Genomic DNA, 24002 nt, shown 5'->3' on the forward strand with positions numbered 1-24002 from the left:
TTGCTTTAATGGTGCATGAATTGAGTTGATGTCACTGTTTTGGCGCAAAAAAGATTCGATTTATGAGCGAAATAGTAGCGGCCAAGTGCCTTATAAAAGTGCGTGACTGCTGCATACATTTTTTCAATTAAGACATGCATAAAGACGAAAATCAGTCTATCTTGGGTGTGAAGAAAAAATGCTGTACTTCAATCAGAATCTGAATATGAGTCAATTGAACGAATCGGCAAGAAGTAATTAGATTGTTAGACGCCCGACAGGGCCTGTAGAAAGAAGGGTACGCTATGCACATGCCATCGCCTAATACTGTAGCTCCCGCTCAAGGTTTATACCAACCGGATGAGTTTAAAGATAACTGTGGTTTTGGTTTAATCGCCCATATGCAGGGTGATGCAAGCCATGATCTTGTCAAGACTGCTATGCACAGTCTGAGCTGTATGACCCACCGCGGTGGTATTGCTGCAGATGGTAAGACAGGGGATGGTTGCGGTTTACTCTTAGCAATGCCAAAACAGTTTTTCCGTGAAGAAGCGAAAAAACTCAGTGATATTACACTCAGTGAAGTTTTTGCTGTCGGCACGGTGTTTTTAAGCCTCGATCCAGCAATTGCAGCACATGCAAAACAAATTCTAACTAAAGAAATTGAATCTGAAGGCTGTCGAGTATTGGCGTGGCGTGTGATTCCGACCAATAACGATGCTTTAGGTTCGATTGCGATGCAGTCACTTCCTGCATTTGAGCAAATTATTGTGAACTGCCCAATGGGTGTGTCTGAAGTTGAGTTTAACCGTAAACTCTTCTTGGCACGCCGCCGTGCAGAACAGCAGCTTACTAATGACCCTTCATTTTATGTAACCACATTATGTTCAACAGTGATTAGCTATAAAGGCTTGATGATGCCTGAAGCGATTGCTGACTTCTACACAGACTTGGCAGACCCACGTCTTGAGTCACATATTGTGGTGTTCCACCAACGTTTCTCGACCAATACATTGCCGCGTTGGCCTTTGGCTCAGCCATTCCGTTATCTTGCACACAATGGTGAAATTAATACCATTACTGCGAACCGTAACTGGGCGATGGCGCGTACGCCAAAGTTTGAAAACCCATTATTGCCTGGTTTAACTGAGCTCAATCCAATCGTGAACCGTACTGGCTCGGATTCTTCAAGCTTAGATAACATGCTTGAAATTCTTGTGGGCGGCGGTATGGACTTGTTCCGTGCACTGCGTATGTTGGTTCCTCCAGCATGGCAGAACGTGGAAACTTTAGATGCTGATTTACGTGCATTCTATGAGTTTAACTCGAAGCATATGGAAGCGTGGGATGGTCCTGCTGGTCTCGTGATTCAAGATGGTCGTCATGCGATTTGTATGTTGGACCGTAACGGTTTACGTCCAGCACGTTGGGTGATTACCAAAAATGGTTACATCACACTGGCGTCTGAAATTGGTGTATGGGGCTACGAGCCTGAAGATGTAATTTCTAAAGGTCGTGTCGGTCCAGGTCAAATCCTAGTGATTGATACCTTCACAGGTAAAATGCTCGACACTAAAGATGTCAGCACGCATTTGAAAAAAATGCGTCCTTACCGTGAATGGTTACGTGAAAACTCAGTTCGTGTACAAGGTAGTCCAGAGCTTGAAGAATATTTATGTGATCAAGGCTTAAAAGGCGACGACCTTAAAGCATCACAAAAAATGTTTATGGTGACCTTTGAAGAACGTGATCAATTGCTTCGTCCAATCGCTGAAAGTGGTCAGGAAGCAGTGGGTTCAATGGGTGATGATACGCCAATGGCAGTTTTGTCTCGCCAAGTACGTCATGTGTCGGATTACTTCCGTCAACAGTTTGCTCAGGTCACCAACCCACCAATCGACCCATTACGTGAATCGATTGTGATGTCATTGGAAACGTGTTTAGGTCGTGAGCAAAACGTTTTTGAACAAAGCCCTGAGCATGCGGATCGTTTGATCATTTCAAGCCCAGTGTTGTCAAATTCGAAAATGCATCAAATCCGTACGCTGGGTCGTAAGGGTTATGAGATTGCAGATATCGATTTAAATTATGCGGAAGATGAAGGTCTAGAAGCTGCAATTGCGCGTATCTGTGAAGAAGCAGCGCAAGCGATTCGTGACGGCAAAACCTTATTGGTGTTGTCTGATAAGAAAATTCGTCAAGGTTTCTTGCCTGCCAATGCATTGATGGCAACTGGTGCTGTGCACCATTATCTAATTAATGTCGGTTTACGTACCGATGCCAACATTATTGTTGAAACAGCACTGGCACGTGACCCGCACCAATTTGCGGTTATTCTCGGTTTTGGTGCGACAGCAATTTATCCTTACCTTGCTTATGATGTGATCAATGACTTGGTTGCAAAAGGCGAGCTATTAGGTGACCCAATTCAAGCACAAGTGAATTTCCGTAAAGGCATTGAAAAAGGCTTGTTAAAAGTCCTTTCAAAAATGGGGATTTCTACGGTTGCCTCTTACCGTGGTGGTCAGTTGTTTGAAGCGGTGGGTCTGTCTGAAGAAGTGGTTTCAAAATGCTTCACGGGTGTACCGAGCCGTATCAAAGGTGCAACCTTTATTGACCTTGAAAATGACCAAAAGAAATTGGCCGATACCGCATGGAAAACACGTAAACCAATCGATCAAGGTGGTTTGCTGAAATTTGTCTTTGATAAGGAATACCATGCGTTCAACCCAGACGTAATCAATGCCTTGCATAAATCAGTGCGTTCTGGTCAATATGCAGACTTTAAAGAATATGCTGAGCTGGTGAATAACCGTCCAGTGGCAACAATTCGCGACTTATTAAAGTTAAAAACAGATAACTCGATTGCTCTAGATCAAGTGGAGTCTGTAGAAGCGATTTTACCGCGCTTTGACTCTGCAGGCATGTCTTTAGGAGCATTGTCTCCTGAAGCGCATGAGGCGATTGCGATTGCGATGAACACCATTGGTGGTCGTTCAAACTCGGGTGAGGGCGGTGAAGATCCAGCGCGTTATGGCACCATTCGTAACTCGAAAATCAAACAGATTGCATCAGGTCGTTTTGGTGTAACACCTGCGTATTTAACCTCTGCTGAAGTCTTGCAGATTAAAGTGGCGCAAGGGGCTAAACCGGGTGAAGGTGGTCAATTACCAGGTGGTAAAGTGAATGGATTAATTGCACGTTTACGTTATTCTGTGCCGGGAGTGACCCTCATTTCTCCACCACCGCACCATGACATTTACTCGATTGAAGATTTATCACAATTGATCTTTGACTTAAAACAAGTCAATCCTCAAGCGATGGTTTCAGTAAAACTGGTGTCTGAGCCGGGTGTAGGTACCATTGCAGCAGGTGTGGCAAAAGCCTATGCTGACTTCATTACTATTTCAGGTTATGACGGTGGTACAGCAGCCTCTCCATTGTCTTCAATTCACCATGCAGGTTCGCCTTGGGAGTTGGGTCTTTCTGAAGCGCATCAAGCACTTCGTGTCAATGACTTACGTGGTAAAGTTCGTGTTCAAACCGACGGCGGTTTGAAAACAGGTCTAGATGTGGTGAAAGCAGCCATTTTAGGTGCAGAAAGCTTTGGCTTTGGTTCTACACCAATGATTGCTTTAGGTTGTAAATACCTGCGTATTTGTCACCTGAATAACTGTGCAACGGGTGTTGCGACTCAACAAGATCATTTACGCCAAGAACATTATATTGGCGAGCCACAAATGCTCATCAACTTCTTCACCTTCATTGCTGAAGAAACACGTGAGTGGCTGGCAGCGTTGGGTGTTTCAAGCCTCAAAGACTTGATTGGTCGTACAGATTTGCTTGAAATGCTTCCAGGTGAAACGGAGAAACATGCGCACCTTGATTTGAGCGCATTACTGGAGTCACATCCTTCTGCGCAAGGTAAGGCGCAGTACTGTGAAGTTGAAGGTAACGCACCGTTTGATAAAGGCTTGCTTGCTGAGAAAATGGTTGCTGAAATGCTACCAGCAATTGAAGCTGGGACCACAGGTGAATATCACTTCACCATTGGTAACTGTGACCGTTCAATTGGTGCACGTATTTCAGGTGAGATTGCGCGTCGTTATGGCAACCTCAGCATGGAAGCGCACCCAGTGAAGATGAACTTGGTGGGTACTGCGGGTCAATCCCTCGGTGTTTGGAATGCGGGTGGTTTGCACATTCGATTAGAAGGTGATGCGAACGACTACGTGGGTAAAGGCATGGCAGGTGGTCGTGTGTCGATCTTCCCACCAAAAGGTTCACCTTTCCAAACCCAAGAAACGGCAATCATTGGTAACACCTGTTTATATGGTGCAACGGGTGGTAAATTGTTCGCAGCAGGTACAGCAGGTGAGCGTTTTGCAGTACGTAACTCGGGTGCTTTCGCTGTAATTGAAGGTGCAGGCGATCACTGTTGTGAATATATGACAGGTGGTATCGTGACTGTACTTGGTAAAGTGGGGCACAACTTCGGTGCAGGGATGACAGGTGGTTTTGCTTACGTTCTTGACCTTGATAATGACTTCGTTGATCATTACAACCACGAACTGATTGAGCTGAATCGTATTTCGACTGAATCGATGGAAGAACATAAAGAGTTCTTAAGCCGTATCTTAGATGAACACATTGCTGAGACTGGTAGTGCTTGGGCGTACAAGATCCGTAACGAGTTTGATTTCTACAGTCGTAAATTCTGGTTGGTGAAACCGAAAGCTGCCAACTTACAGACTTTGTTGAAAACCACTCAAGCTGATCCACAATAATTCCACTACTGCTGATACATAGGCAGGTGCAGACGATAGATAAACGGGCTGCACCTACCCACGGAGAGAGACATGGCAGAGCGCCTAAACAATGACTTTCAATTTCTGGATGTAGCACGCCAAGATCCAGAGAAAAAAGAGATTCAGGTCCGCAAAGCAGAGTTTGTGGAAATTTATAAACCTTTTACAGCGGAAGTGGCAGCAAATCAGACCCACCGTTGTTTAGGGTGTGGTAACCCATATTGTGAATGGAAATGTCCAGTACATAACTATATTCCAAACTGGTTAAAGTTGATTGCTGAAGGCCGTATTTTCCAAGCAGCAGAACTGTGTCACCAAACCAACACGCTACCAGAAGTGTGTGGTCGTGTTTGTCCGCAAGACCGTTTATGTGAAGGGGCTTGTACCTTAAACGATGGTTTTGGTGCAGTGACGATTGGTAACGCTGAAAAATATATCAATGACACTGCGTTTGCACTGGGCTGGCGTCCAGATATGTCTTCAGTAAAGTGGACAGATAAAAAAGTCGCGATCATTGGTGCAGGCCCTGCTGGTCTAGGCTGTGCTGATATTTTGGTGCGTAGTGGGGTTAAACCTGTAGTATTCGACAAACGCCCTGAAATTGGTGGTCTACTGACTTTTGGTATTCCAGAATTTAAAATGGAAAAAGATGTGATGAAGCGTCGCCGTGAAATCTTCACGGGCATGGGCGTGGAATTCCGTTTAAATACTGAAATTGGTACAGATGTCACCATCGATCAATTGCTTACTGAATACGATGCGGTGTTCATGGGTATGGGTACTTATACCTACATGAAAGGTGGCTTCGCAGGTGAAGATCTAAATGGTGTCTATGATGCCTTGGATTTCTTGATTGCCAATGTCAACCGTACTCAAGGTTGGGAAAAAGACCCAAGCGAGTACATCAGTGTTGAAGGTAAAAAGGTGATTGTCCTAGGTGGTGGTGACACTGCAATGGACTGTAACCGTACTTCGATTCGTCAGGGTGCAGAAGTGGTGAGCTGTGCATACCGTCGTGATGAAGAAAATATGCCAGGTTCACGTCGTGAAGTGCAAAATGCCAAAGAAGAAGGAGTGAACTTCTTGTTTAATCGCCAACCAATTGAAATTGTAGGTGAAAATGGTAAAGTCACAGGCGTAAAAGTGGTTACGACTCAACTTGGCGAGCCTGATAGCCGTGGTCGTCGCAGCCCAGAACCAATTCCGGGTTCAGAAGAAATTTTACCTGCAGATGCAGTTTTATTGGCATTTGGTTTCCGTACCAGCCCTGCGGATTGGTTTACAAATGTGAATATTAACCTTGATGGTTCAGGTCGTGTAGTTGCGGCTGAACAGCAAACCTATAAATTCCAAACCTCAAATCCGAAAATCTTTGCGGGTGGTGATATGGTTCGTGGTTCAGACCTTGTTGTCACAGCGATTTGGGAAGGCCGTCAAGCAGCTGAAGGTATTTTGGATTATTTAGACATTTAATCTAAATCGTTCAACACAAAAACCCGCTTCGGCGGGTTTTTTATGATCACTGTTTGCTTGAGATGATATGAAAGAGGTGGATCGGGATAAATCGAAAAAGATCTGGTGGAGAGTCCGATAAAAATGGACGAATTTGCAAACGTACTAAGCACTTTTGCCATATGTGAACGGTCTCTAAATTCAGATACTGAAGATCGCTCGGTTAAATGTTAGGAAATAGACATGACTCAAGTGACGACAGAAAAACTATATCAACATCGTCCAAAAGCTCAGGGTATTACGATTCGACGTTTGCAATTCAACCCCAAAGCCATTCGCAGGCATTATTTTGCCAATTCACCGGTCATGTCACATTTGCTGACGGCATTGTCTTCGACTTTTCCCATAGGTGAGCAGTTCTTTGTGCATAGCGTGCGTAATGTACGTGACCAAGTGAAGGATGAAAATCTGCAAGTGCAGATTGCGGCATTTATTGGTCAAGAGGCGATGCATTCTCAAGCACACACGGCATTTAATGCTGCATGGCGCCGTGATGATTATAATCTCGACCGTTTTCAGGCATGGTTGGCGCGTAAAGATGATGATGTGAAAAACCTGCATCCTAAAATTCAGCTCGCAATCACCTGTGCTTTTGAGCATTTTACGGCACTGCTAGGCGGCTATATCTTAAGGCATCCTGAGGTATTGAGCACCTTGGATGATGATGCGGTTAAACTCTGGGTGTGGCATGCCATTGAAGAAATTGAGCATCGTGCGGTTGCCTTCGATGTTTATCAAGATGTGTATGGTGATGACAAGATTCGCCGTTTAATTATGCGCAGTGTAACGACAGGTTTCGCCAGTTTAACTTTTTACTCAGCCAGTCGATTATTTTTACAAGACCACAAAAAGAGTATACCGAAATTGGGTGGGAATCTCTTTGGGTTGTATTTACTGGCGAAGATGTTTGTGCAATTGCTGCCTGAATATCTGTCTTATTACAAAAGCAACTTTCATCCCTCAGATATTGATTACACCCAACTGTTGAAATACTGGAAAACCCGTTTGGCAGACAACTATCAACTCGAAGGTTTTCAGCAGGAATTGCACGCGGCTATTTAGTTTAAGTATAAAAATAAATAATCAAAACCGAGTGAATATCGCTCGGTTCTTTCATTTTTAGCTACTTTAACTAAAAGTAACAAAAGGATAATCAAATGTGTTTACAATCAGGTTATTGCAATAAATACAAAAGAAAGAGGATAGCTGAATGAATTTTATGAAAAAAACTGCTGTCGTTGTTGCCCTTGTGAGCACGTTAACGCTATCGGGCTGTGGTTATAATACCTTACAGGTCAAAGATGAGGCAGTTACAGCTGCTTGGTCGGAAGTACAAAACCAATATCAGCGCCGTGCAGATTTGGTGCCGAACTTGGTGAATGTAGTGAAGGGGTATGCTAAGCATGAAGAGCAAGTCCTAACTGAGGTCACACAGGCTCGTGCCAATGTGGCAGGTTTAAAAGTCGATAAAGAAGTATTAGAAGACCCTGCATTATTCCAAAAATATCAAGAAGCTCAGGCGCAAATGACAGGTGCATTGTCGCGTTTAATTGCGGTCTCAGAAAACTATCCAGACTTAAAAGCCAATGAGCAATTCCGTGATTTACAGGTTCAACTCGAAGGTACCGAAAACCGTATTGCGGTAGCGCGTAATCGCTACATTAGTACAGTACAAGACTTTAACTCCTATGCACGTCAGTTCCCACAAGTCATGACTGCGAAGGTGATTGGGATGGACACCAAACCGAACTTTAGTGCGGAGCAAAGTGCGCAAAAAGCACCAACGGTATCATTTAACTAGTTGAAACCTCAGTGATCTCACGCAATCGTAGCTATAGGGTGAATGAATGATAGGACGGCAGCAGTTCTTACGGTTTTCCTATAAATGGATGCTTGCATTCATTTTATCAGGACTGCTGTGTCTAAGTTCTTTAACATGGGCGGAAGTTGCTACAGCAACAGATGGTGCTGCGGAAACAATCGTTGCTGGAAAGATGATTCAAGGTCAGCAAGCAGCGAGTTCTAATAAGGTAAGCTCTACCAATACTGATGCCGTGCCACAACCACCCATTGCCAATGATATGGCAGAAGGTGAATTGATATGGGCGTTACCGACCTTAAATGAACCCGTGATCGATCAAGCACATATTTTAAGTGCTGAAGATAAGGAAGCTATTGGCCAAAAAATTCGTGCCTTGCATGACACAGGAAAAGCCCAAATAGGCGTAGTGATTGTCCCGACCACAGGTCAAGAGGATATTTTTGGTTTTGCAATGCGTATTGCAGACCAATGGCAGCTCGGTTCAGCAAAGCAGGACAACGGTTTGCTGATTGCAATTGCCGTTAATGACCGACGTATGCAAATTCTTACGGGTTATGGTTTGGAAGGCGTCATTCCTGACATTATTGCGAATCGCATTATTAATCAACAAATCACACCGTATTTTAAACAAGCTCAGTATGCTCAAGGGATCAATGCAGGGCTTACTGAAATTGAACGTATTTTAAATCTTGACCCTGAAGTTGCAGCCCAAGCAGCGCAGGAATTACAAGAACGCCAAGACCAAGCCATTCGAGAGCAGGAAGCCAAAAGTAAAACCTTTAGTACTGCTTTATTTATCTTAATTGCTGGCGCAATTGGCTCATTTGTGGTGGGGAAGCGTTTAAGTGCCTCGACGGCTGCAGTTGCAGGCATCGTGGCAGGCTTGGTCAATGGAGCTGGTTTAGTCACCAGTTTGCTAATTGGTGGTGGGATTTTCTTTTTACTCATCACGGCCTTAGCCCAAACGATATTTCAGCTCTTTCTCTCTTCTGGCGGTGGAGGTGGGCGCGGAGGTCGTGGCGGCGGCGGTTTTGGTGGAGGTGGATATAGTGGCGGGGGCGGCGGCTTCGGCGGTGGAGGAGCATCAGGGTCATGGTAACAACAACTGAAACGACGGACATCGTTACTAAACCAAAGCTAGATGAAGTTGTACAACCGAGTTTTAAGCGTTGGTTAAAGCATTTATTACATATGCCAGCTAGTAAACGCTTTTTTAATCAGCAAGATCAACATGCGATTGCGCAAGCGGTATCTGCTGCTGAACATGGGCACATTGGTGAAATCCAAGTGGTGATCGAAGGGCACATGCCTGCTCGAGAAGCCTATTATTTAGATACTCGTGGACGTGCGAAACAACTGTTTGCTGAGCTCGGTGTGTGGGATACCGAGTTGAATAGCGGGATTTTACTGTACTTAAACTTGTGTGAGCGTAAAGTCGAGATTGTCATTGACCGTGGAATACAGTTAGCTACTACACAGCAGGTGTGGGACGAGGTCTGCCAAAGTATTATTGCAAAAATGGCACAGCAACAGTATCGGCAGGCTTTAGTCGATGCCGTTACTGAAGTTGGGACTATTTTGGATCATTTCTATGCCAATAAAATAGAGGATAAAGCTGATGAATTGAGCAATTCGCCAATTATGTTGAACTAGAAAGAGGGAAACTGACAATATTTGTCAGTTTTTTACATAAAAACACAATGCTCAAAAATAAATTTTTAAATAGTGAAATAAAGTGCTGTTTTTTATTTAAAAATAAATATAATAAAAGTTGGCATAATACATGCTAATTACAAAGTAGCTTAAAAAGCTTATAAAAAATTAACAAAACATTTGTGGAGAATGTTATGAACGCTCAAAAGGGTTTCACTCTTATTGATACTCCATAAGTGTCCATATAAAATGAACAATCCATAAGTAAGTCAATATGGACATAAAAATAATAAATTTGATATGAAGAATCACTATTATCTTTTTCTACTTTTTTCAATCTCCGGTTTTACTCATGCTCAAGAACTAGACTTCATTCAATATTCAGATATTTCATCAATTCCTCAAATTGTTTTGAATCCAAAAATCCAAACAGAACTTCAAACATTGTTAAAGCATGATTATCTAAAATTTCAGGTGGTGTTTCAAAAAGTATGCTAGTTAATTCTGTCAATAGAGAAATTGAAAATAAGTAAATTAAATTCACTATATTTTTAATGCTTTATGAGATTTCAATTGTGGTTAAAATATAATCAGTATACTTTTTGAAACACCACCAAATTTCAATCTAATTTTGACAATTACTCAGCGCCATATTTACTGAAAACAGATGAGGCGCTGTATTATGAAGGTCGGTCTGGAAGCACTTTAGATGCTTCATCCGCGATTGTGTTTAAAGATGGGCGATTGTTTGCTGCAATATATTTTTCCAATACCAAGACTTTAAAATACTTTAGCAACGATGCCAGTTGCTCAGAACAGTTACATCCTGCGATTCAAGTTTTTGCTCAGCAGCGTGAAATTCAAGGTATTGAATATGCAACAGCTAGAGCCAATACCGCTTTAAAATATAATTTTGGCCCCGCTTCAAAATGTGAAACCTATTTTAAAAAATTAGGAAGATAGCTGTGTTAGCGGCAGTGTAAAAATGCCCCCCTAACGGCATTTAAAAACTGCCCCCCTTGGTTAATATAGTGGTCGATTTATTGTTCGTGTTCCATCATTGTTCATCAAAAACTTGCCTTGGAAGCAGCAGGGCGTGGTGTAAGTATGAATCATCAGGTGTTGGCAAAAATTAGCTTATGTGACTATTTCTGGTCGTCTAACAAGTAAGAATAACTGGTATGCTACGAACAGTAATAGGTGATCGTTTTATCTAGTAATTTGTATGATATTGTTAGATTTAAGGCTTGATCAGTAAAATTAGAGCTTGAGGTGATGCTATGACGTTATTGGAACAGCAGGTAGTACCAGCAGCTGTATTGGGAAAGTCAGTACTTAGGGCTGCTAAACTGCTTTCCCTTAGTCAGTCTCCGCTCGCAATAGTGCTAGATATGGATGTTGAGGCAATCACTCAATTGCAAAACCAACCTGAATTAGATCCAAATGGCTTTGTTGCACAAACCTAGCCTATAAGGTTTATTCAGTCCTATAATTTCAAAATGAATAAACCTACTCCTAAAACTTATCGTACAACCAACTGGTCTTCCTATAATCGCGCTCTCATTAATTGGGGCAACATTTCCATTTGGTTTGATCCAAACACTCAGTGGTATGCACAACCACAAAACAAGCAAGGTCGAAATCAAACTTACTCCGATACGGCTATTCAATGCTGTTTAATGATCAAATCTTTATTTAGACTCTCTTTACGCATGGTCACAGGTTTTGTTCAAAGTCTGATTAAACTTTGTGGATTAAATTGGACCGCACCAGATTACAGTACGCTTTGTCGAAGACAAAAACATATTGATATTGCGATTAGCTATCAAAAAAGTAGTGATGGGCTACATCTACTCGTCGACTCAACTGGCTTAAAGTTTCTAGGTGAAGGTGAGTGGAAACGTAAGAAACATGGACCTGAATATCGTCGCCAATGGCGTAAGCTTCATATTGGTATCGATGCTGAAACCTTGCAAATACGTGCAGTACAGCTTACTACAAATAATGTGAGCGATTCGCAAGTACTCGGTGATTTACTTGCTCAAATTCCCTTAGATGAACGAATTGATTCGGTCTATACCGATGGTGCTTATGACACGAAGCACTGCAGACAAGTCATTCTAGATCGAGATGCACATGCGCTCATTCCGCCAAGAAAAAATGCAAAACCATGGAAAGATCAGAAATTGAGATCTTTAGAGCGGAATGAGTTACTGAAAACAGTTAAACGTTTAGGAAGAACGCTTTGGAAAAAATGGTCTGGTTATCATCGTCGAAGTTTAGTTGAAACCAAGATGCATTGCATCAAACTATTAGGTGATAAATTAACAGCAAGGAGTTTTTCTAGTCAGGTGAATGAGATTCATGCACGCATAGCCGTATTGAACAAATTTACAGAATTAGGTCGTCCTCATACCCAAGTTGTCATTTGAATTCTGTTCAAATGAGCAGAGTGTTATCTTTTAAATCTTTGTGCAACAAAGCCCCTGAGAACTGTACTCAAAATTAATGATTATTTTATCTTTGGAAATAAGCATAAACAGTAAAAAACCTGCATATGCAGGTTTTTTTTAAACAGTAGAAAAGTCTTAAATTTGACTCTGTATATAATTTTCTACACCGACGGTTTCAACCAAATCGAGTTGTGTAGTTGTCCAATCTAACCACTCTTCTTCTTTTTCTAAAATCTCTTGAACAAGATCTCGAGTAACGTAGTCCAGTTGTTCTTCGGCAAGCTTAACAGCGGCTTGAATGGATTCAATGTTCTCTTTAACTTTACGGACATCACAGTTTAGAACTTCAACAGTATGTTGGCCGATATAGAGTTTACCCAAGTGTTGTAAGTTTGGTAGACCTTCTAAAAAAAGAATGCGCTCAATAATTTTGTCAGCATGCTTCATTTGACGGATTGACTCTTTATATTCAGCTGAACCGAGTTGCTCAATTCCCCAATCATTAAACATACGAGAGTGCAGGAAATTTTGGTTAATGGCAGTTAAATGATGATAAAGCACCTGATTTAACTGATTAATTACATCACGATTGCCTTTCATGAGAAAGCTCCATTCAAACTGCGGCTTAAAAATAATATCAATAACTTATGAGAAATATCTTAAACAACAAAGTGGATTTTGGCGAGTAATTTATAGAACAGCAAATGAAAATCGCAATCAAAAGCATACGAGGTGGAAATTGGATTTTTAGGCATTTAAAAGGAAAACCCGCTTAGAGTCATAAGCGGGGGAGGAGCTACTCATAAAGAGTACGTTTATAATTATGGTTATTCTAAAAACGAATAAAATATCTAGGCAGCAATAGCTAAGCGTGAGGCAATCGCAGAGACTTCTGCGCTGATGATTGAGCGTGCTTCTGGTGCACAGCGACCACAGCATGTCCCGAGATCCAGCATCTCGCGAACTTCGCGATAACTGCCCGCACCATTTTCAACAGCGTCTTTAATATCTTGATCTGTAATACCACGGCATAAGCACACGTACATTTCAGCAAGCCACATGAATGAAATAAGATAAGTGATATTATTGATAATTGTTATCGTTTGTCAATAAAAATCATTTGAAATCTCATTTGTCTTTATTGGAATTTTGGATAAAAAAAAGCCACTCAATCGGTGGCTTTTTCTTAAAAAAATATAACTTATTGATTAATAATCACAATGCCATCCATCTCAACCAATGCATTTTTAGGTAGGCTAGCCACACCGAGTGCAGCGCGTGCAGGGTAAGGTTGTGCGAAATACTCGCCCATAATTTGATTGACCAACTGGAAGTTTGAAAGATCGGTTAAGAAAATATTCAACTTCGCGATATCAGCCAGTGTTCCACCAGCAGCTTCACAGACAGCTTTTAAATTATCAAACACACGACGAATTTGTGCTTCAATGCCTTCAACCAACTCCATACTGTATGGGTCTAAACCGATCTGACCAGAAAGGTAAAGTGTATTGCCGACTAAGATTGCTTGCGAATAAGTGCCGATCGCAGCAGGGGCATTTTCAGTATGAATTACTTGGCGGGACATCGTGTTCTCCTATTATATTCACCATCAATCATAGCCTAGATTGGCATTAAAATGTGTGGATTTAAACAATTAACTCGCAATCGATGTTTCCGCAATACTAACAGGTTGAGCCAACCGACTGATACGTGGGAAGCCAAAATGCATACGTAGATCACGAATGATTTTTGCAATTTGCTTACGGTTGTGCACCACAACATTGACATAAGTCTTATCATCTTGATTACACACCATTTCGACCCCGATTTTTTCTTTACGGCATTGATAAATTAGGTCAGAAATTTGTTCGTCATCCATGGCCATGTTAATCAATAAATATGCAGTAAAACTAATTTCTTCTTCATTCTCGTTAGTCCACTGCAACGGCATGATATTTTCAGGGTGCAGATGTTGTTCATGTAGGAGGTTATGACAACGTGCACGATGCACAATAAGACCGCGGCGTGATAAATGTCCTTGAATTGGGTCACCCAACACAGGGTTACAGCAATGTGCGTATTTAACATCGACACCCTCAGTACCTTGAATGAGTCTGTCAGATTCCTGTGCACTTTGGTCATGCGCAAACAAATGATTCGCAACCAATTGCGGCAGTAAATCGCCCACGGCAATTTGTTCAAAGAGTTGGTCTTTACTTTCAATATGTCGCCATTGTAAAAGTTCTAACCAATCTGATTCGGTTAAATCTTTAATGGATACATTGAATAGCTTTAAAGCGCGATTTAAAGCTTGTTGTCCAACAAGGCGTTGTTCTTCGATGTCTTGCTCACGCAGTATATTTTGTAAGGCACGACGGGCTTTTTGCGTGTTGACAAAGCTGAGCCAATCTGGGTTTGGGGTGGCCAAGACATCAGTAATAATTTCAATCACCTGACCACTGTGCAATGGCGTAGAAAGTGGTTTAGTTTCCCCATTGATTTTCGCACCTACCGCATGGTTACCTAAAAATAAGCTAGCAGAGTAGGCAAAATCGACTACCGTTGCACCTTGTGGTAACTCGTGTAGATGACCTTGTGGGGTATACACCCAAATTTTCTCTTGGTGTAAATAATCGAGCAGTTCGCTAAAAGTGGTTTTAGCACAGGCTCCATCGATCAAGACATTCAAGTTCTGCATCGAGGCTTGAATCGCAGAGCGGCAAGCTTGCGGAGCACTATCGCCTAGGACTACACCAAAACGCGCAGCTTTGCGCATCAGTTCGGTTTGAATGGTGACTGATAAGGTTGTGTTTTCACCTTTTAAACGTAGTAGTAGCGATTGGTTACCACCTGGGAGTGGTTTACGAATATGGTCTGCAAAGTGTAAAACTTGAAAACTCTCTCGCAACACATCGGCTAAGCGGTCACAGTCAGCAATACTATTTAGAATAATTTCAAAGGCATGACTATGCGTAAGTTCATGTAGATCAATGTCATTTTTTACAAAGTGACGTAACAGTTCGATATTATTATTTTTCTTTTTAATTCGACCTGAGATTTGATGGGTTTTTAATAGCTCAGTAAGATTATTTTCCCATTTGCTTTGATATTCACAGCGTTTGGGTTTGGTTTGCAGGAGGGCTTCTTGGACATTGTTATACATGTCGAGATCAAGGTTTTGATAACACAGATGTTCGAGGTTATCGCCCATCTCATTCATACCAACAATACGTGCCATTGGGACAAAAATATCAAAGGTTTCTTGAGCAATACGCGCACGCTTATCGGGACGTAGTGCATCCAAGGTAGTCATGTTGTGATAGCGGTCAGCCAGTTTAATAATAATGACACGTGGGTCTTGTAATGTGGCTTGCAGAATTTTTCGGAAAGAAGCGGCTTTATTATATTCTTTATCGCTGGATTGACTAAGTTTGGTGACGCCATCGACCAGTTCGGAAACGGTTTTTCCAAATTTTTCTGCAATATCTTCTTTGCTAAAGTCTGTGTCTTCAATCACATCATGTAAAAGTGCCGCCATCAGGGTTTCGGGATCTAGACGCATATGCGCTAAAATGCAGCTTACCGCAATCGGGTGCAAAATATAGGGTTCGCCACTTTTACGGGTAATACCATCATGGGCAATATCCGCATAATCACAGGCCGCAAGCACTCGTTCGACGTCGCTTTCAGTTAAGTAAGCATCGATAATAGTTTTGAGCTGTTGTTTAGCTTGGCTGACCATTGGGCCTGGCATAAAACACCTTTAAGACGTAGCAATTACAAGAAAATTTTACTGATCCTCTAATGAAAAACATATTGCATGAGTTGTCAAATTTTTCATTGAGAGAAAAGCAAAAAAGATACACCTAAACCACGATGAATCCTATCTTCTAGTTATAACGTGTATTGCACAAATATAAAAGTTATCCAATAAAAAAGCCTAGTTAAAAACTAGGCTTTTAAGCGATAAATTTTTCTTATTGGAAAGAAAAACCATCTAAATTCAAATTGTTTGCAGAAAGTGCAAGATCAAGACTCGAAGTTTGGTAGTCTTGCTCACGTTGTTTCAAAATATCTTTAGAAACATGACCGATTGCGATTTCACGTAATGCAACAACAGTCGGTTTGTCATTGTCCCACTCAACAGTAGGTTCAATGCCTTGACGTGCCAATTGACGCGCGCGTTTGCTTGCCACTAGTACAAGCTCAAAGCGGTTGTCTACATGGTCTAAACAATCTTCAACGGTTACGCGTGCCATAAGAGTTCTCGTTACAAAGGCTAAAATTAAACAGACTGTGCAGTATAAAGTGCTTTGTCTGTAGACTCAAGTTTTAATCACTTTTCAACTGGGGTGATCAGCTCAGAAATCATTTTCTGATGACGACTTGCTTGCTGAGTAATGACTAAACGATTGGCAATAATCACAGACTCAAGATCGTGCAAAGCTTTATTAAAGTCATCGTTGATAATGACATAGTCGAAGTTAACATATTGTTGCATGTCTTCAACTGCACAGCCTAAACGCCGCTCAATCACTTCAACCGAGTCTGTGCCACGGTTAGACAGACGCTGACGCAGATCAAACTGGCTTGGTGGTAAAATGAAAATTTGTTTAGAGTCAGGAAAAAGCTTGCGAACTTGCTGTGCGCCTTGCCAGTCAATTTCTAATAGAACATCATGACCTTTCGCGAGTTGTTCTTTCACAGTAGCTTGAGCTGTACCATAGTAATTGCCAAAGACTTCAGCGTATTCAATAAAACCACCTTGTTCAACCAAGGCCAAAAATGAGTCTTTTTCGGTAAAATGGTAATGTACACCATCAAGTTCGCCGGGACGTTGCCCACGTGTAGTATGAGAAACAGAAACGTGAAGATTCGTTACACGATCGAGGAGGGCTTTTACGAGGGATGTTTTGCCTGTTCCTGAAGCTGCAGAAACGACAAACAAGAGACCCGACATGATATTTTTCCTGATATGATAAAATATCTTCTCTATTTTAGAGCAGACAAGGTTTAAACGAAATAGCAAGGCGTCACTTTGTTTGCATTTATTTTATTAGTTTCCGCTGATTGAAAAGTGGTATCGAGGAACATATGGAAATTGTATTGGCCAATCCACGTGGTTTTTGTGCAGGTGTTGACCGTGCGATTGCCATCGTAAATCGTGCACTTGAGTGTTTTAATCCCCCCATTTATGTAAGACATGAAGTGGTACACAATAAATTTGTCGTGGACGATTTACGTCAACGGGGTGCAATTTTTGTCGATGAGCTAGATGAAGTACCCGATGACAATATTGTAATTTTTAGTGCGCATGGGGTTTCTAAAGCGGTACAGATCGAAGCCGAGCGTCGTGGTTTAAAAGTTTTTGATGCAACCTGTCCATTGGTGACCAAGGTTCATATTGAAGTTACTAAATATGCTCGTGAGGGAGTTGAGGCTATCTTAATTGGTCATGAAGGCCACCCTGAAGTTGAAGGTACCATGGGGCAATATGACCTGAAAAATGGTGGTGCGATTTATTTGGTTGAAGATGAACAAGACGTGGCTGAGCTTCAAGTGCATCATCCTGAGCGAGTGGCTTTTGTGACTCAAACAACTTTATCGATCGATGATACTGCAAAAGTGATTGATGCTTTACGGGCGAAATTTCCTGAGATTCAAGGGCCGCGTAAAGATGACATTTGTTATGCGACTCAAAATCGTCAAGATGCGGTGCGTGATTTAGCAACCCAATGTGATGTGGTGTTGGTGGTCGGTTCACCAAACTCATCGAATTCAAATCGTTTACGAGAATTGGCCGAGCGAATGGGTAAAGCGGCTTATTTGGTCGATAATGCAGATGAACTTCAACAGGCATGGTTTGAAAATATTGCTAAAGTTGGCGTCACAGCGGGTGCATCTGCACCTGAAATTTTAATTAAGCAAGTGATTCAACGATTACAAGACTGGGGTGCAACACCACCACAAGAGCTGGCCGGAACGGAAGAAAATATTACCTTTAGTTTGCCAAAAGAGTTACGTATTGCAGTAACTCAAGCCTAAAGTGTTAATTTCATTTAATAAGTTTTTATATGTAGTTGAAAATGCCCCTTCTTTAAAAAAAGGGGGCATTTAGTTATTGATAACTGATAGAGGATGGGGTGACGGATTTAACTGTGACTGGGATAGAGTTGCCAGCAGCATCAGAATTTCCTAGTACAACATGGCTTTGTTGCATAAAGATTTAAAAGTTAAATTTACCCTGTTCTACTCAAATTCAAGTGACAACTTGGGTGAGAGGTCGACCTAACTCCGTAAATTTATTTAATACTGCCACACGTGCATGCATTTCATTGACTTGACTTTGAAAGTTTCTCGTACTGAGTTTATCCCCCAATAATTTGATGCAATGCATCTTGGTTTCGACCAAACTTCGCCGATGATAGCCTGACCATTTTTTCCATAGTGTCCTGCCGAAACGTTTAACTGTTCGAAGTAATTCATTTCGCTCTCGCGAATGAACTTTGTTATCTTTCCAAGGCTTTGTATTTTTTCTGGGTGGAATCACTGCATACGCTTGCCGATCTGCAATGACCTGACGGCATTGTTTGGTGTCATAAGCCCCGTCTGTATAGACTGAATCAATCTGCTCATCCAATGGGATTTGATCAAGTAAATCTCCAAGGACTTGCGAATCACTGACATTATTTGTTGTCAGCTGTACAGCTCGTATTTGCAAGGTTCTAGCATCTATACCAATATGTAATTTACGCCATTGCCGACGATATTCAGGCTGATGTTTCTTACGTTTCCATTCACCTTCGCCTAAAAACTTAAGGCCAGTTGAGTCTATCAATAGATGTAATCCTTCATGACTTTTTTGATAGCTGATCGCAATATCAATCTGCTTTTGTCGTCTGCAAAGTGTGGAATAATCTGGTGCTGTCCAACTTAACCCACTGAGTTGAATTAGGCTTTGCACAAAGCCTGTGACCATACGCAAAGAAAGTCGAAAGATAGATTTGATCATCAAACAGCACTGAATTGCTGTATCAGAATAAGTTTGATTTCTTCCATGCTTAGCCTGTGGCTGAGCATACCATTTAGTCTGAGGATCGAACCAAGTTGAAATATTTCCTCGCTTGATTAGAGCTTGGTTATAAGAGGACCAATTCGTTGTGCGATAAATTTTAGATGCAGGATTCTTCATTTGGAAATTATATTGCTGAAGAAGCCTTTAAGAATAGCTTTGTGCAACAAAGCCCATCGCAACTATAAAACTAGAGAAGAAGCTAAAGCAGATATTACAAAATACATAGATAGAGCTATTTTATAATCAGCAGAGAATTCAGAAAGGATTAGATTTTAAGACACCAAATTAAATGGCAGAGGACTTTTACAAGTTGGCTGCCTAGAATCTCCCAAGTGGAAGTGTCCTATTATTTCAGCACACATCACAAAGGAACAGACATTAATAGCGGTTCTGCCTGTACTCCTTCAGCCACCTCCAACTGGGACGGCAGATAAAATCCAAATTCAAAATTGTGGATAAACAAATTTTGATCTTCCTTTCGCAGTAAAGATAACGTAAAATATTGCCCTCTATGAAAGGGGTTTGAAATGTTCCGGTGGTCGGGGCAGGGATAATCCGTAAAAACTATAAGGTTGTATCATGGTAGTTATTCGTCTTGCACGCGGTGGTGCTAAAAAACGTCCGTTCTATCAAGTTATTGTAACTGATAGCCGTAATGCACGTGACGGTCGTTTCATCGAACGTATTGGTTTCTTCAACCCAACAGCTCAAGGTAAAGCAGAAAAACTTCGTTTAGATGCTGATCGTTTTGCACACTGGGTTGCTCAAGGTGCTCAACCATCTGAACGTGTTGCTTCTTTAGCTGCTCAAGCTAAGAAAGCTGCAGCTACTGCATAATTTTTGCTAATTAAGTAGTAGGTAGCCCATGACACCAACACAGAATGTTCCCGAAGATCGTATTCAGATTGGACAGTTACGTTCAGCATATGGATTAAATGGGTGGCTCTGGATCTATTCCAATACAGAACCGATGAGCAACATCTTTGACTATCTGCCTTGGTACATTGAAACCAAAGCAGGTTGGCAAACAATAGATGTAAAACGTTGGAAACCGCATGGCAAAGGCTTAGTTGTTTCGCTCAAAGGCGTCATTGATCGCACTGCAGCAGATAACCTAGTTGGCGCAAATGTTTGGATTTCAAAAGCGCAACTTCCTAAAGCAGGAATGGATGAGTTTTACTGGTCAGATTTGAAAGGCTTAACAGTGTTAGGTTTGGATGATGAAGAACAAGAAGTAAATCTCGGAAAAATCCATGAAATGTTTGAGACAGGTGCCAATGATGTGATGGTGGTTCACGCAACACCAGACAGTATTGATACTGAAGAACGTATGATTCCATGGCATAAAGATGTGGTGCACCGCGTTGATCTCGAAGCTGGTCGTATCTACGTTAATTGGGGCGTAGATTACTAATTATTTTGGAAATACGGGGGTCTGCGATGTTTTTTGCAGTCATTACGCTTTTTCCTGAAATGTTTGAAGCGATTACAGCCTACGGTATTAGCGGGCGTGCAGCAAAAAGTGATTTAGTACAAGTAACTTGTATTAATCCTCGTGATTATGCTGAGGGCAACTACAAACGAGTGGATGAACGTCCATTTGGTGGTGGTCCAGGTATGGTGATGATGGCTGAGCCTCTGGCAAAAGCAATTCAACATGCCAAAGAGCTTGCCATGCAAGCAGGTGCAGTTCATGTTCCTGTGGTGTATATGTCACCGCAAGGAAAAACCTTAAATGAGCCTGCAGTACAACAATTTGTCGACTATGATGGATTGATTGTGCTGTGTGGTCGTTATGAAGGGGTCGATGAACGTTTGATCCAAAAATATGTTGATCAGGAATGGTCCATAGGGGATTACGTTTTATCGGGTGGAGAACTTCCTGCGATGGTTTTATTAGACAGTATTATTCGGAGACTTCCGGGTGCAATGTCTGATGAACAGTCTCATGTGCAAGACTCATTCGTGGATGGTCTTTTGGACTGCCCACAATATACCAAGCCAGACCATTTTGAAGGTTTGGATGTCCCTGAAGTCTTAAAGTCGGGACATCATGCCAATATTGAGAAATGGCGGTTTTTGCAGCGTTATCAACGAACACAACAACGCCGACCTGAGTTGGTGGACAATGTAGAGTTGACGAAGCAGCAAAAGAAATGGCTAACAGATTTGAATACTTAATTCAGAGTATTCTTTTAATAGGCTCTTTGTGCATTGAAGTGGTCAAGCATAAAGAGAAAGATAATCGGGTCTATGCGATTTAGCCTCTATACCCAGCGGATATCAGACCTCTTCTGACCCGCACATATTGGAGATACCCCATGAGCGGTAAGCATCCTTTAGTACAAGCTGTTGAAAATGCACAGCTTAAACAAGACATCCCAGCTTTTGCACCAGGCGATACAGTTATCGTTCAGGTTAAAGTAAAAGAGGGTGACCGTGAGCGTCTTCAGGCATTTGAAGGTGTTGTAATCGCGAAGAAAAACCGTGGCTTGAACTCTGCGTTCACGGTACGTAAAATTTCTAGCGGTGTTGGTGTTGAGCGTGTTTTCCAAACTCACTCTCCAATCGTTGCTAAAATCGAAGTGAAACGTCGTGGTGACGTTCGTCGTGCTAAACTTTACTACCTACGTGAATTGTCTGGTAAAGCTGCACGTATTCGTGAAAAGTTACCAGCTCGTAAAGTTAAAGCTTAATTTTAAGTTTTATACGAGTAAAAAATGCGCCCAATGGCGCATTTTTTATGCCTAAATTTTAGAGTCCTTGAAGCTTCAATCGGTTGGCGTGTTGTCGGTAAACATCAACAGGGTCTGGAGCAAAAATAGAACGTAATCCAAAGAACTGGTTAATCACATCTAAATGGTTCCAATTATAGTTATCGCGCACGGTCTTACCATACTTGGCACTACAACGTGAAACTAAGCCATCGTTATCATTGGGCGCTTGCATGAGTAAGCCTGTCGCCGCCAGTAATGAGTCTGGATCAAGTACGTTCGTCAACGTTGAGTTGCCAGAGAAAGAGTAAAAATAAATTCCATTTTCTTTCGCTAAACCTTCACCACAGCTTGTTTTTGGCATACCCAGTGGATATTTTTGTGCAAAAGCTTTAGCCCCAGCTTGACTTAAACTTTTACCCGCACCGAGTGCATCATGTGGAAGTGAGTTTGGGTTTTGCTGTTGTGCCCAAACAATAGCCTTGGACCCAAAGTTGATTAAGCCCACCAGTGGTTGTTCTAGCGGTGTACCTTGCGCGGAAATAATCAAATCCGCCACAGGAGAGCCTTTTAAAGGACTAGAAATGGCTGTTGCAGACGCGATTTTATTGGGCATAACATTTGAGACATAAGCAATACTATGCCCGCCGTGACTATGCCCAAGCAAATTGACTTTGGGTGCTCCTGTAATCGCTAAGATTTCACCAACTTGTTGCAGCAGTTGTTCACCACGAACTTCAGATGTGTTGAATGGAGAAACGCGTGTTGCCCATGCGTTTGCACCGTTACGGGCTAAATCTGGCAAGATTTGATACCAATATAGTCAACACGTCAAAAAACCAATACAATACTGATATGAGTTATCCAATACATTTTAGAAAAAAAATATTAGCCAAGCTTGAAGAAGGTCAATCTATCCGAGCGGTTGCTCAGCACTTCGAAATTAATAAAAATACAATTGTCGAATGGAAAAAGCGAATCGAAATAAAAAGAACTCGACCAAGAAAACCATCTAAAGTTGATGATGATGCCTTACGTGCAGATGTTGAGCAATATCCCGATGATTATCAATATGAACGCGCTGCTCGTTTTGGTTGTGCTACTTCTACAATTGGAGATGCGCTCAAGCGTCTAAATATTACAGTTAAAAAAAGACCTTACGGCACCCGAAAGCAAAAACAGAACTCAGAGAGCAGTATTTAAAAGATTTAAACCGATTAAGGTATCAACACCCGATCATCTATCTTGATGAAAGTGGATTTAAATCTCATGAACATAGACCTCATGGTTATTCAAAACAGGGAACTCCTTGTTATGGAACATATAATTGGCAATTAAAAAATCAAACCAATGCAATAGGAGCAATCCATGAGGGTAAGTTATTTGCAGTGGGTTTATTTGATAGCAAAGTAAATTCGGATGTATTTTATTTTTGGGTAGATCAGTTTTTATTACCAGAACTACCCTCGAATAGTGTAATTGTCATGGACAATGCAGCCTTCCATAAACGACCAGATATACAAGATCTATTAAGCCAACATGGGCATCAAATACTTTGGTTACCACCTTATAGTCCTGACCTTAATCCTATTGAAAAAATGTGGGCATGGGTGAAAGCAAAAAGGAAAAAATGGTTGGTTAACTCAATAGATAAGCTTTTTAGTCGTTTCTTTAACGAGTGTATGGGTAATTAAGCGGTTTGACTATAATCCACACCAAGTTCATCGGTTCCTGCTCGAATCCAGCCACCCATACCATGTGCAAAAACCAAAGGGTATTTGGTCTTTGCATAATTAGAGGCAACGTAGTTTGATTTAATTTGTGAAGCAGCTGCTTGCGTTTGTGTAACAGCAAGTGCGCAGGTCGACAGCAGTCCAGCTATCAATAATCCATATTTCATTGATCATCCTCGTTTTTTAGTTTTTATGACGACAATTTAAGTTGTCAAAAATGAGTATAAAGGTGAGGGAGGAGGAGCGTAGAGAA

The 24002-nt window shown here is 41.6% G+C and carries 22 protein-coding genes and 3 pseudogenes; 16 read left to right on the forward strand and 9 right to left on the reverse strand.

What is annotated here, in order from left to right:
* The first annotated feature begins 290 nt into the window (after positions 1-290).
* From gltB to AC4MDD_RS01590, 9 genes and pseudogenes are all read left to right on the forward strand, one after another.
* Entirely contained in the window at positions 291-4766 is a 4476-nt protein-coding gene (gltB, locus tag AC4MDD_RS01550) for a glutamate synthase large subunit (protein WP_171054262.1), read from the forward strand.
* Positions 4767-4838: 72 nt separating this feature from the next.
* A complete protein-coding gene (locus tag AC4MDD_RS01555) occupies positions 4839-6260 on the forward strand; it encodes an FAD-dependent oxidoreductase (protein ID WP_005401346.1) in 1422 nt (473 codons plus the stop codon).
* A 222-nt stretch (positions 6261-6482) separates the two neighbouring features.
* Entirely contained in the window at positions 6483-7361 is an 879-nt protein-coding gene (locus AC4MDD_RS01560; protein WP_005401345.1) for a metal-dependent hydrolase, read from the forward strand.
* 148 nt (positions 7362-7509) lie between these two features.
* On the forward strand, positions 7510-8100 hold the full coding sequence (locus tag AC4MDD_RS01565; protein ID WP_005401344.1) for a LemA family protein: 591 nt from the start codon (positions 7510-7512) through the stop codon (positions 8098-8100).
* Between the two features lie 46 nt (positions 8101-8146).
* Positions 8147-9220 carry a TPM domain-containing protein gene (locus tag AC4MDD_RS01570; RefSeq protein WP_005401343.1) on the forward strand — a complete coding sequence of 358 codons (1074 nt, stop codon included), beginning with the start codon at positions 8147-8149 and terminating at the stop codon, positions 9218-9220.
* On the forward strand, positions 9214-9774 hold the full coding sequence (locus AC4MDD_RS01575; protein ID WP_005401342.1) for a TPM domain-containing protein: 561 nt from the start codon (positions 9214-9216) through the stop codon (positions 9772-9774). Before AC4MDD_RS01570 ends, AC4MDD_RS01575 begins: the two co-directional genes overlap by 7 nt.
* 615 nt (positions 9775-10389) lie before the next feature.
* Positions 10390-10737 (forward strand): annotated as a pseudogene (locus AC4MDD_RS01580) (hypothetical protein); the annotation flags it as partial.
* Between the two features lie 317 nt (positions 10738-11054).
* On the forward strand, positions 11055-11240 hold the full coding sequence (locus AC4MDD_RS01585) for a hypothetical protein (protein WP_010327641.1): 186 nt from the start codon (positions 11055-11057) through the stop codon (positions 11238-11240).
* A gap of 33 nt (positions 11241-11273) precedes the next feature.
* The gene (locus AC4MDD_RS01590; RefSeq protein ID WP_010327640.1) at positions 11274-12206 is read left to right on the forward strand and encodes an IS5-like element ISAha2 family transposase; all 933 of its coding nucleotides are present in this window, start codon (positions 11274-11276) and stop codon (positions 12204-12206) included.
* Positions 12207-12362: 156 nt separating this feature from the next.
* Here AC4MDD_RS01590 and bfr read toward each other — a convergent pair whose 3' ends face one another.
* From bfr to gmk, 6 genes are all read right to left on the reverse strand, one after another.
* A complete protein-coding gene (bfr, locus tag AC4MDD_RS01595; RefSeq protein ID WP_004691472.1) occupies positions 12363-12827 on the reverse strand; it encodes a heteropolymeric bacterioferritin subunit Bfr in 465 nt (154 codons plus the stop codon).
* Between the two features lie 251 nt (positions 12828-13078).
* Positions 13079-13273 carry a bacterioferritin-associated ferredoxin gene (locus AC4MDD_RS01600; RefSeq protein WP_010327639.1) on the reverse strand — a complete coding sequence of 65 codons (195 nt, stop codon included), beginning with the start codon at positions 13271-13273 and terminating at the stop codon, positions 13079-13081.
* Positions 13274-13428: 155 nt separating this feature from the next.
* A complete protein-coding gene (locus tag AC4MDD_RS01605; RefSeq protein ID WP_004691470.1) occupies positions 13429-13812 on the reverse strand; it encodes a RidA family protein in 384 nt (127 codons plus the stop codon).
* A 69-nt stretch (positions 13813-13881) separates the two neighbouring features.
* Positions 13882-15981, reverse strand: a complete 2100-nt coding sequence (locus tag AC4MDD_RS01610) for a RelA/SpoT family protein (RefSeq protein ID WP_005401339.1) — start codon at positions 15979-15981, stop codon at positions 13882-13884.
* A gap of 223 nt (positions 15982-16204) precedes the next feature.
* Positions 16205-16486 carry a DNA-directed RNA polymerase subunit omega gene (gene rpoZ / locus AC4MDD_RS01615; RefSeq protein WP_004978050.1) on the reverse strand — a complete coding sequence of 94 codons (282 nt, stop codon included), beginning with the start codon at positions 16484-16486 and terminating at the stop codon, positions 16205-16207.
* Positions 16487-16563: 77 nt separating this feature from the next.
* Complete coding sequence (gmk, locus tag AC4MDD_RS01620) at positions 16564-17187, reverse strand: guanylate kinase (RefSeq protein ID WP_005401338.1); 624 nt, start codon at positions 17185-17187, stop codon at positions 16564-16566.
* Positions 17188-17321: 134 nt separating this feature from the next.
* Between gmk and ispH the strand changes: the two genes are divergently transcribed.
* Positions 17322-18272: a 4-hydroxy-3-methylbut-2-enyl diphosphate reductase gene (ispH, locus tag AC4MDD_RS01625; RefSeq protein WP_004978047.1), complete on the forward strand. Its 951-nt coding sequence runs from the start codon at positions 17322-17324 to the stop codon at positions 18270-18272.
* A 214-nt stretch (positions 18273-18486) separates the two neighbouring features.
* Here the strand turns inward: ispH and AC4MDD_RS01630 are convergent, their stop codons facing one another.
* Positions 18487-19419, reverse strand: a complete 933-nt coding sequence (locus AC4MDD_RS01630) for an IS5-like element ISAjo1 family transposase (RefSeq protein ID WP_005401337.1) — start codon at positions 19417-19419, stop codon at positions 18487-18489.
* 462 nt (positions 19420-19881) lie between these two features.
* On the opposite strand from AC4MDD_RS01630, the gene rpsP reads away from it, so the two are divergent.
* The 4 genes from rpsP to rplS all read left to right on the forward strand — a co-directional run bounded on the left by rpsP (position 19882) and on the right by rplS (position 21998).
* Positions 19882-20139 (forward strand): 30S ribosomal protein S16, encoded by a 258-nt coding sequence (rpsP, locus tag AC4MDD_RS01635; protein ID WP_004718284.1) that lies wholly within the window; start codon positions 19882-19884, stop codon positions 20137-20139.
* A 28-nt stretch (positions 20140-20167) separates the two neighbouring features.
* Complete coding sequence (gene rimM, locus AC4MDD_RS01640; RefSeq protein ID WP_005401336.1) at positions 20168-20716, forward strand: ribosome maturation factor RimM; 549 nt, start codon at positions 20168-20170, stop codon at positions 20714-20716.
* A gap of 26 nt (positions 20717-20742) precedes the next feature.
* Positions 20743-21483, forward strand: coding sequence for a tRNA (guanosine(37)-N1)-methyltransferase TrmD (trmD, locus tag AC4MDD_RS01645; RefSeq protein WP_005401335.1), 741 nt, complete (start codon positions 20743-20745; stop codon positions 21481-21483).
* Between the two features lie 140 nt (positions 21484-21623).
* Positions 21624-21998 carry a 50S ribosomal protein L19 gene (gene rplS / locus AC4MDD_RS01650; protein ID WP_004691454.1) on the forward strand — a complete coding sequence of 125 codons (375 nt, stop codon included), beginning with the start codon at positions 21624-21626 and terminating at the stop codon, positions 21996-21998.
* A 58-nt stretch (positions 21999-22056) separates the two neighbouring features.
* On the opposite strand, the pseudogene AC4MDD_RS01655 reads toward rplS, so the two are convergent.
* Positions 22057-22836, reverse strand: a pseudogene (locus AC4MDD_RS01655) (esterase/lipase family protein); the annotation flags it as partial.
* Between the two features lie 35 nt (positions 22837-22871).
* Here AC4MDD_RS01655 and AC4MDD_RS01660 point away from each other — a divergent pair.
* Complete coding sequence (locus AC4MDD_RS01660) at positions 22872-23219, forward strand: IS630 transposase-related protein (protein WP_039890557.1); 348 nt, start codon at positions 22872-22874, stop codon at positions 23217-23219.
* Positions 23220-23236: 17 nt separating this feature from the next.
* A pseudogene (locus AC4MDD_RS01665) lies at positions 23237-23710 on the forward strand (IS630 family transposase); the annotation flags it as partial.
* Here the strand turns inward: AC4MDD_RS01665 and AC4MDD_RS01670 are convergent.
* Positions 23707-23916 carry a hypothetical protein gene (locus AC4MDD_RS01670; protein WP_005401332.1) on the reverse strand — a complete coding sequence of 70 codons (210 nt, stop codon included), beginning with the start codon at positions 23914-23916 and terminating at the stop codon, positions 23707-23709. The pseudogene AC4MDD_RS01665 and the gene AC4MDD_RS01670 overlap by 4 nt on opposite strands.
* Positions 23917-24002 lie beyond the last annotated feature (86 nt).

It is taken from the genome of Acinetobacter sp. CAU_H_29a_1 (genome assembly GCF_058599505.1).

Coding starts and splice junctions, on each gene's coding strand:
- gltB (WP_171054262.1), top strand. CDS start 291: ATGCCATCGCCTAATACTGTAGCTCCCGCTCAAGGTTTATACCAACCG.
- AC4MDD_RS01555 (WP_005401346.1), top strand. CDS start 4,839: ATGGCAGAGCGCCTAAACAATGACTTTCAATTTCTGGATGTAGCACGC.
- AC4MDD_RS01560 (WP_005401345.1), top strand. CDS start 6,483: ATGACTCAAGTGACGACAGAAAAACTATATCAACATCGTCCAAAAGCT.
- AC4MDD_RS01565 (WP_005401344.1), top strand. CDS start 7,510: ATGAATTTTATGAAAAAAACTGCTGTCGTTGTTGCCCTTGTGAGCACG.
- AC4MDD_RS01570 (WP_005401343.1), top strand. CDS start 8,147: ATGATAGGACGGCAGCAGTTCTTACGGTTTTCCTATAAATGGATGCTT.
- AC4MDD_RS01575 (WP_005401342.1), top strand. CDS start 9,214: ATGGTAACAACAACTGAAACGACGGACATCGTTACTAAACCAAAGCTA.
- AC4MDD_RS01585 (WP_010327641.1), top strand. CDS start 11,055: ATGACGTTATTGGAACAGCAGGTAGTACCAGCAGCTGTATTGGGAAAG.
- AC4MDD_RS01590 (WP_010327640.1), top strand. CDS start 11,274: ATGAATAAACCTACTCCTAAAACTTATCGTACAACCAACTGGTCTTCC.
- bfr (WP_004691472.1), bottom strand. CDS start 12,827: ATGAAAGGCAATCGTGATGTAATTAATCAGTTAAATCAGGTGCTTTAT.
- AC4MDD_RS01600 (WP_010327639.1), bottom strand. CDS start 13,273: ATGTACGTGTGCTTATGCCGTGGTATTACAGATCAAGATATTAAAGAC.
- AC4MDD_RS01605 (WP_004691470.1), bottom strand. CDS start 13,812: ATGTCCCGCCAAGTAATTCATACTGAAAATGCCCCTGCTGCGATCGGC.
- AC4MDD_RS01610 (WP_005401339.1), bottom strand. CDS start 15,981: ATGCCAGGCCCAATGGTCAGCCAAGCTAAACAACAGCTCAAAACTATT.
- rpoZ (WP_004978050.1), bottom strand. CDS start 16,486: ATGGCACGCGTAACCGTTGAAGATTGTTTAGACCATGTAGACAACCGC.
- gmk (WP_005401338.1), bottom strand. CDS start 17,187: ATGTCGGGTCTCTTGTTTGTCGTTTCTGCAGCTTCAGGAACAGGCAAA.
- ispH (WP_004978047.1), top strand. CDS start 17,322: ATGGAAATTGTATTGGCCAATCCACGTGGTTTTTGTGCAGGTGTTGAC.
- AC4MDD_RS01630 (WP_005401337.1), bottom strand. CDS start 19,419: ATGAAGAATCCTGCATCTAAAATTTATCGCACAACGAATTGGTCCTCT.
- rpsP (WP_004718284.1), top strand. CDS start 19,882: ATGGTAGTTATTCGTCTTGCACGCGGTGGTGCTAAAAAACGTCCGTTC.
- rimM (WP_005401336.1), top strand. CDS start 20,168: ATGACACCAACACAGAATGTTCCCGAAGATCGTATTCAGATTGGACAG.
- trmD (WP_005401335.1), top strand. CDS start 20,743: ATGTTTTTTGCAGTCATTACGCTTTTTCCTGAAATGTTTGAAGCGATT.
- rplS (WP_004691454.1), top strand. CDS start 21,624: ATGAGCGGTAAGCATCCTTTAGTACAAGCTGTTGAAAATGCACAGCTT.
- AC4MDD_RS01660 (WP_039890557.1), top strand. CDS start 22,872: ATGAGTTATCCAATACATTTTAGAAAAAAAATATTAGCCAAGCTTGAA.
- AC4MDD_RS01670 (WP_005401332.1), bottom strand. CDS start 23,916: ATGAAATATGGATTATTGATAGCTGGACTGCTGTCGACCTGCGCACTT.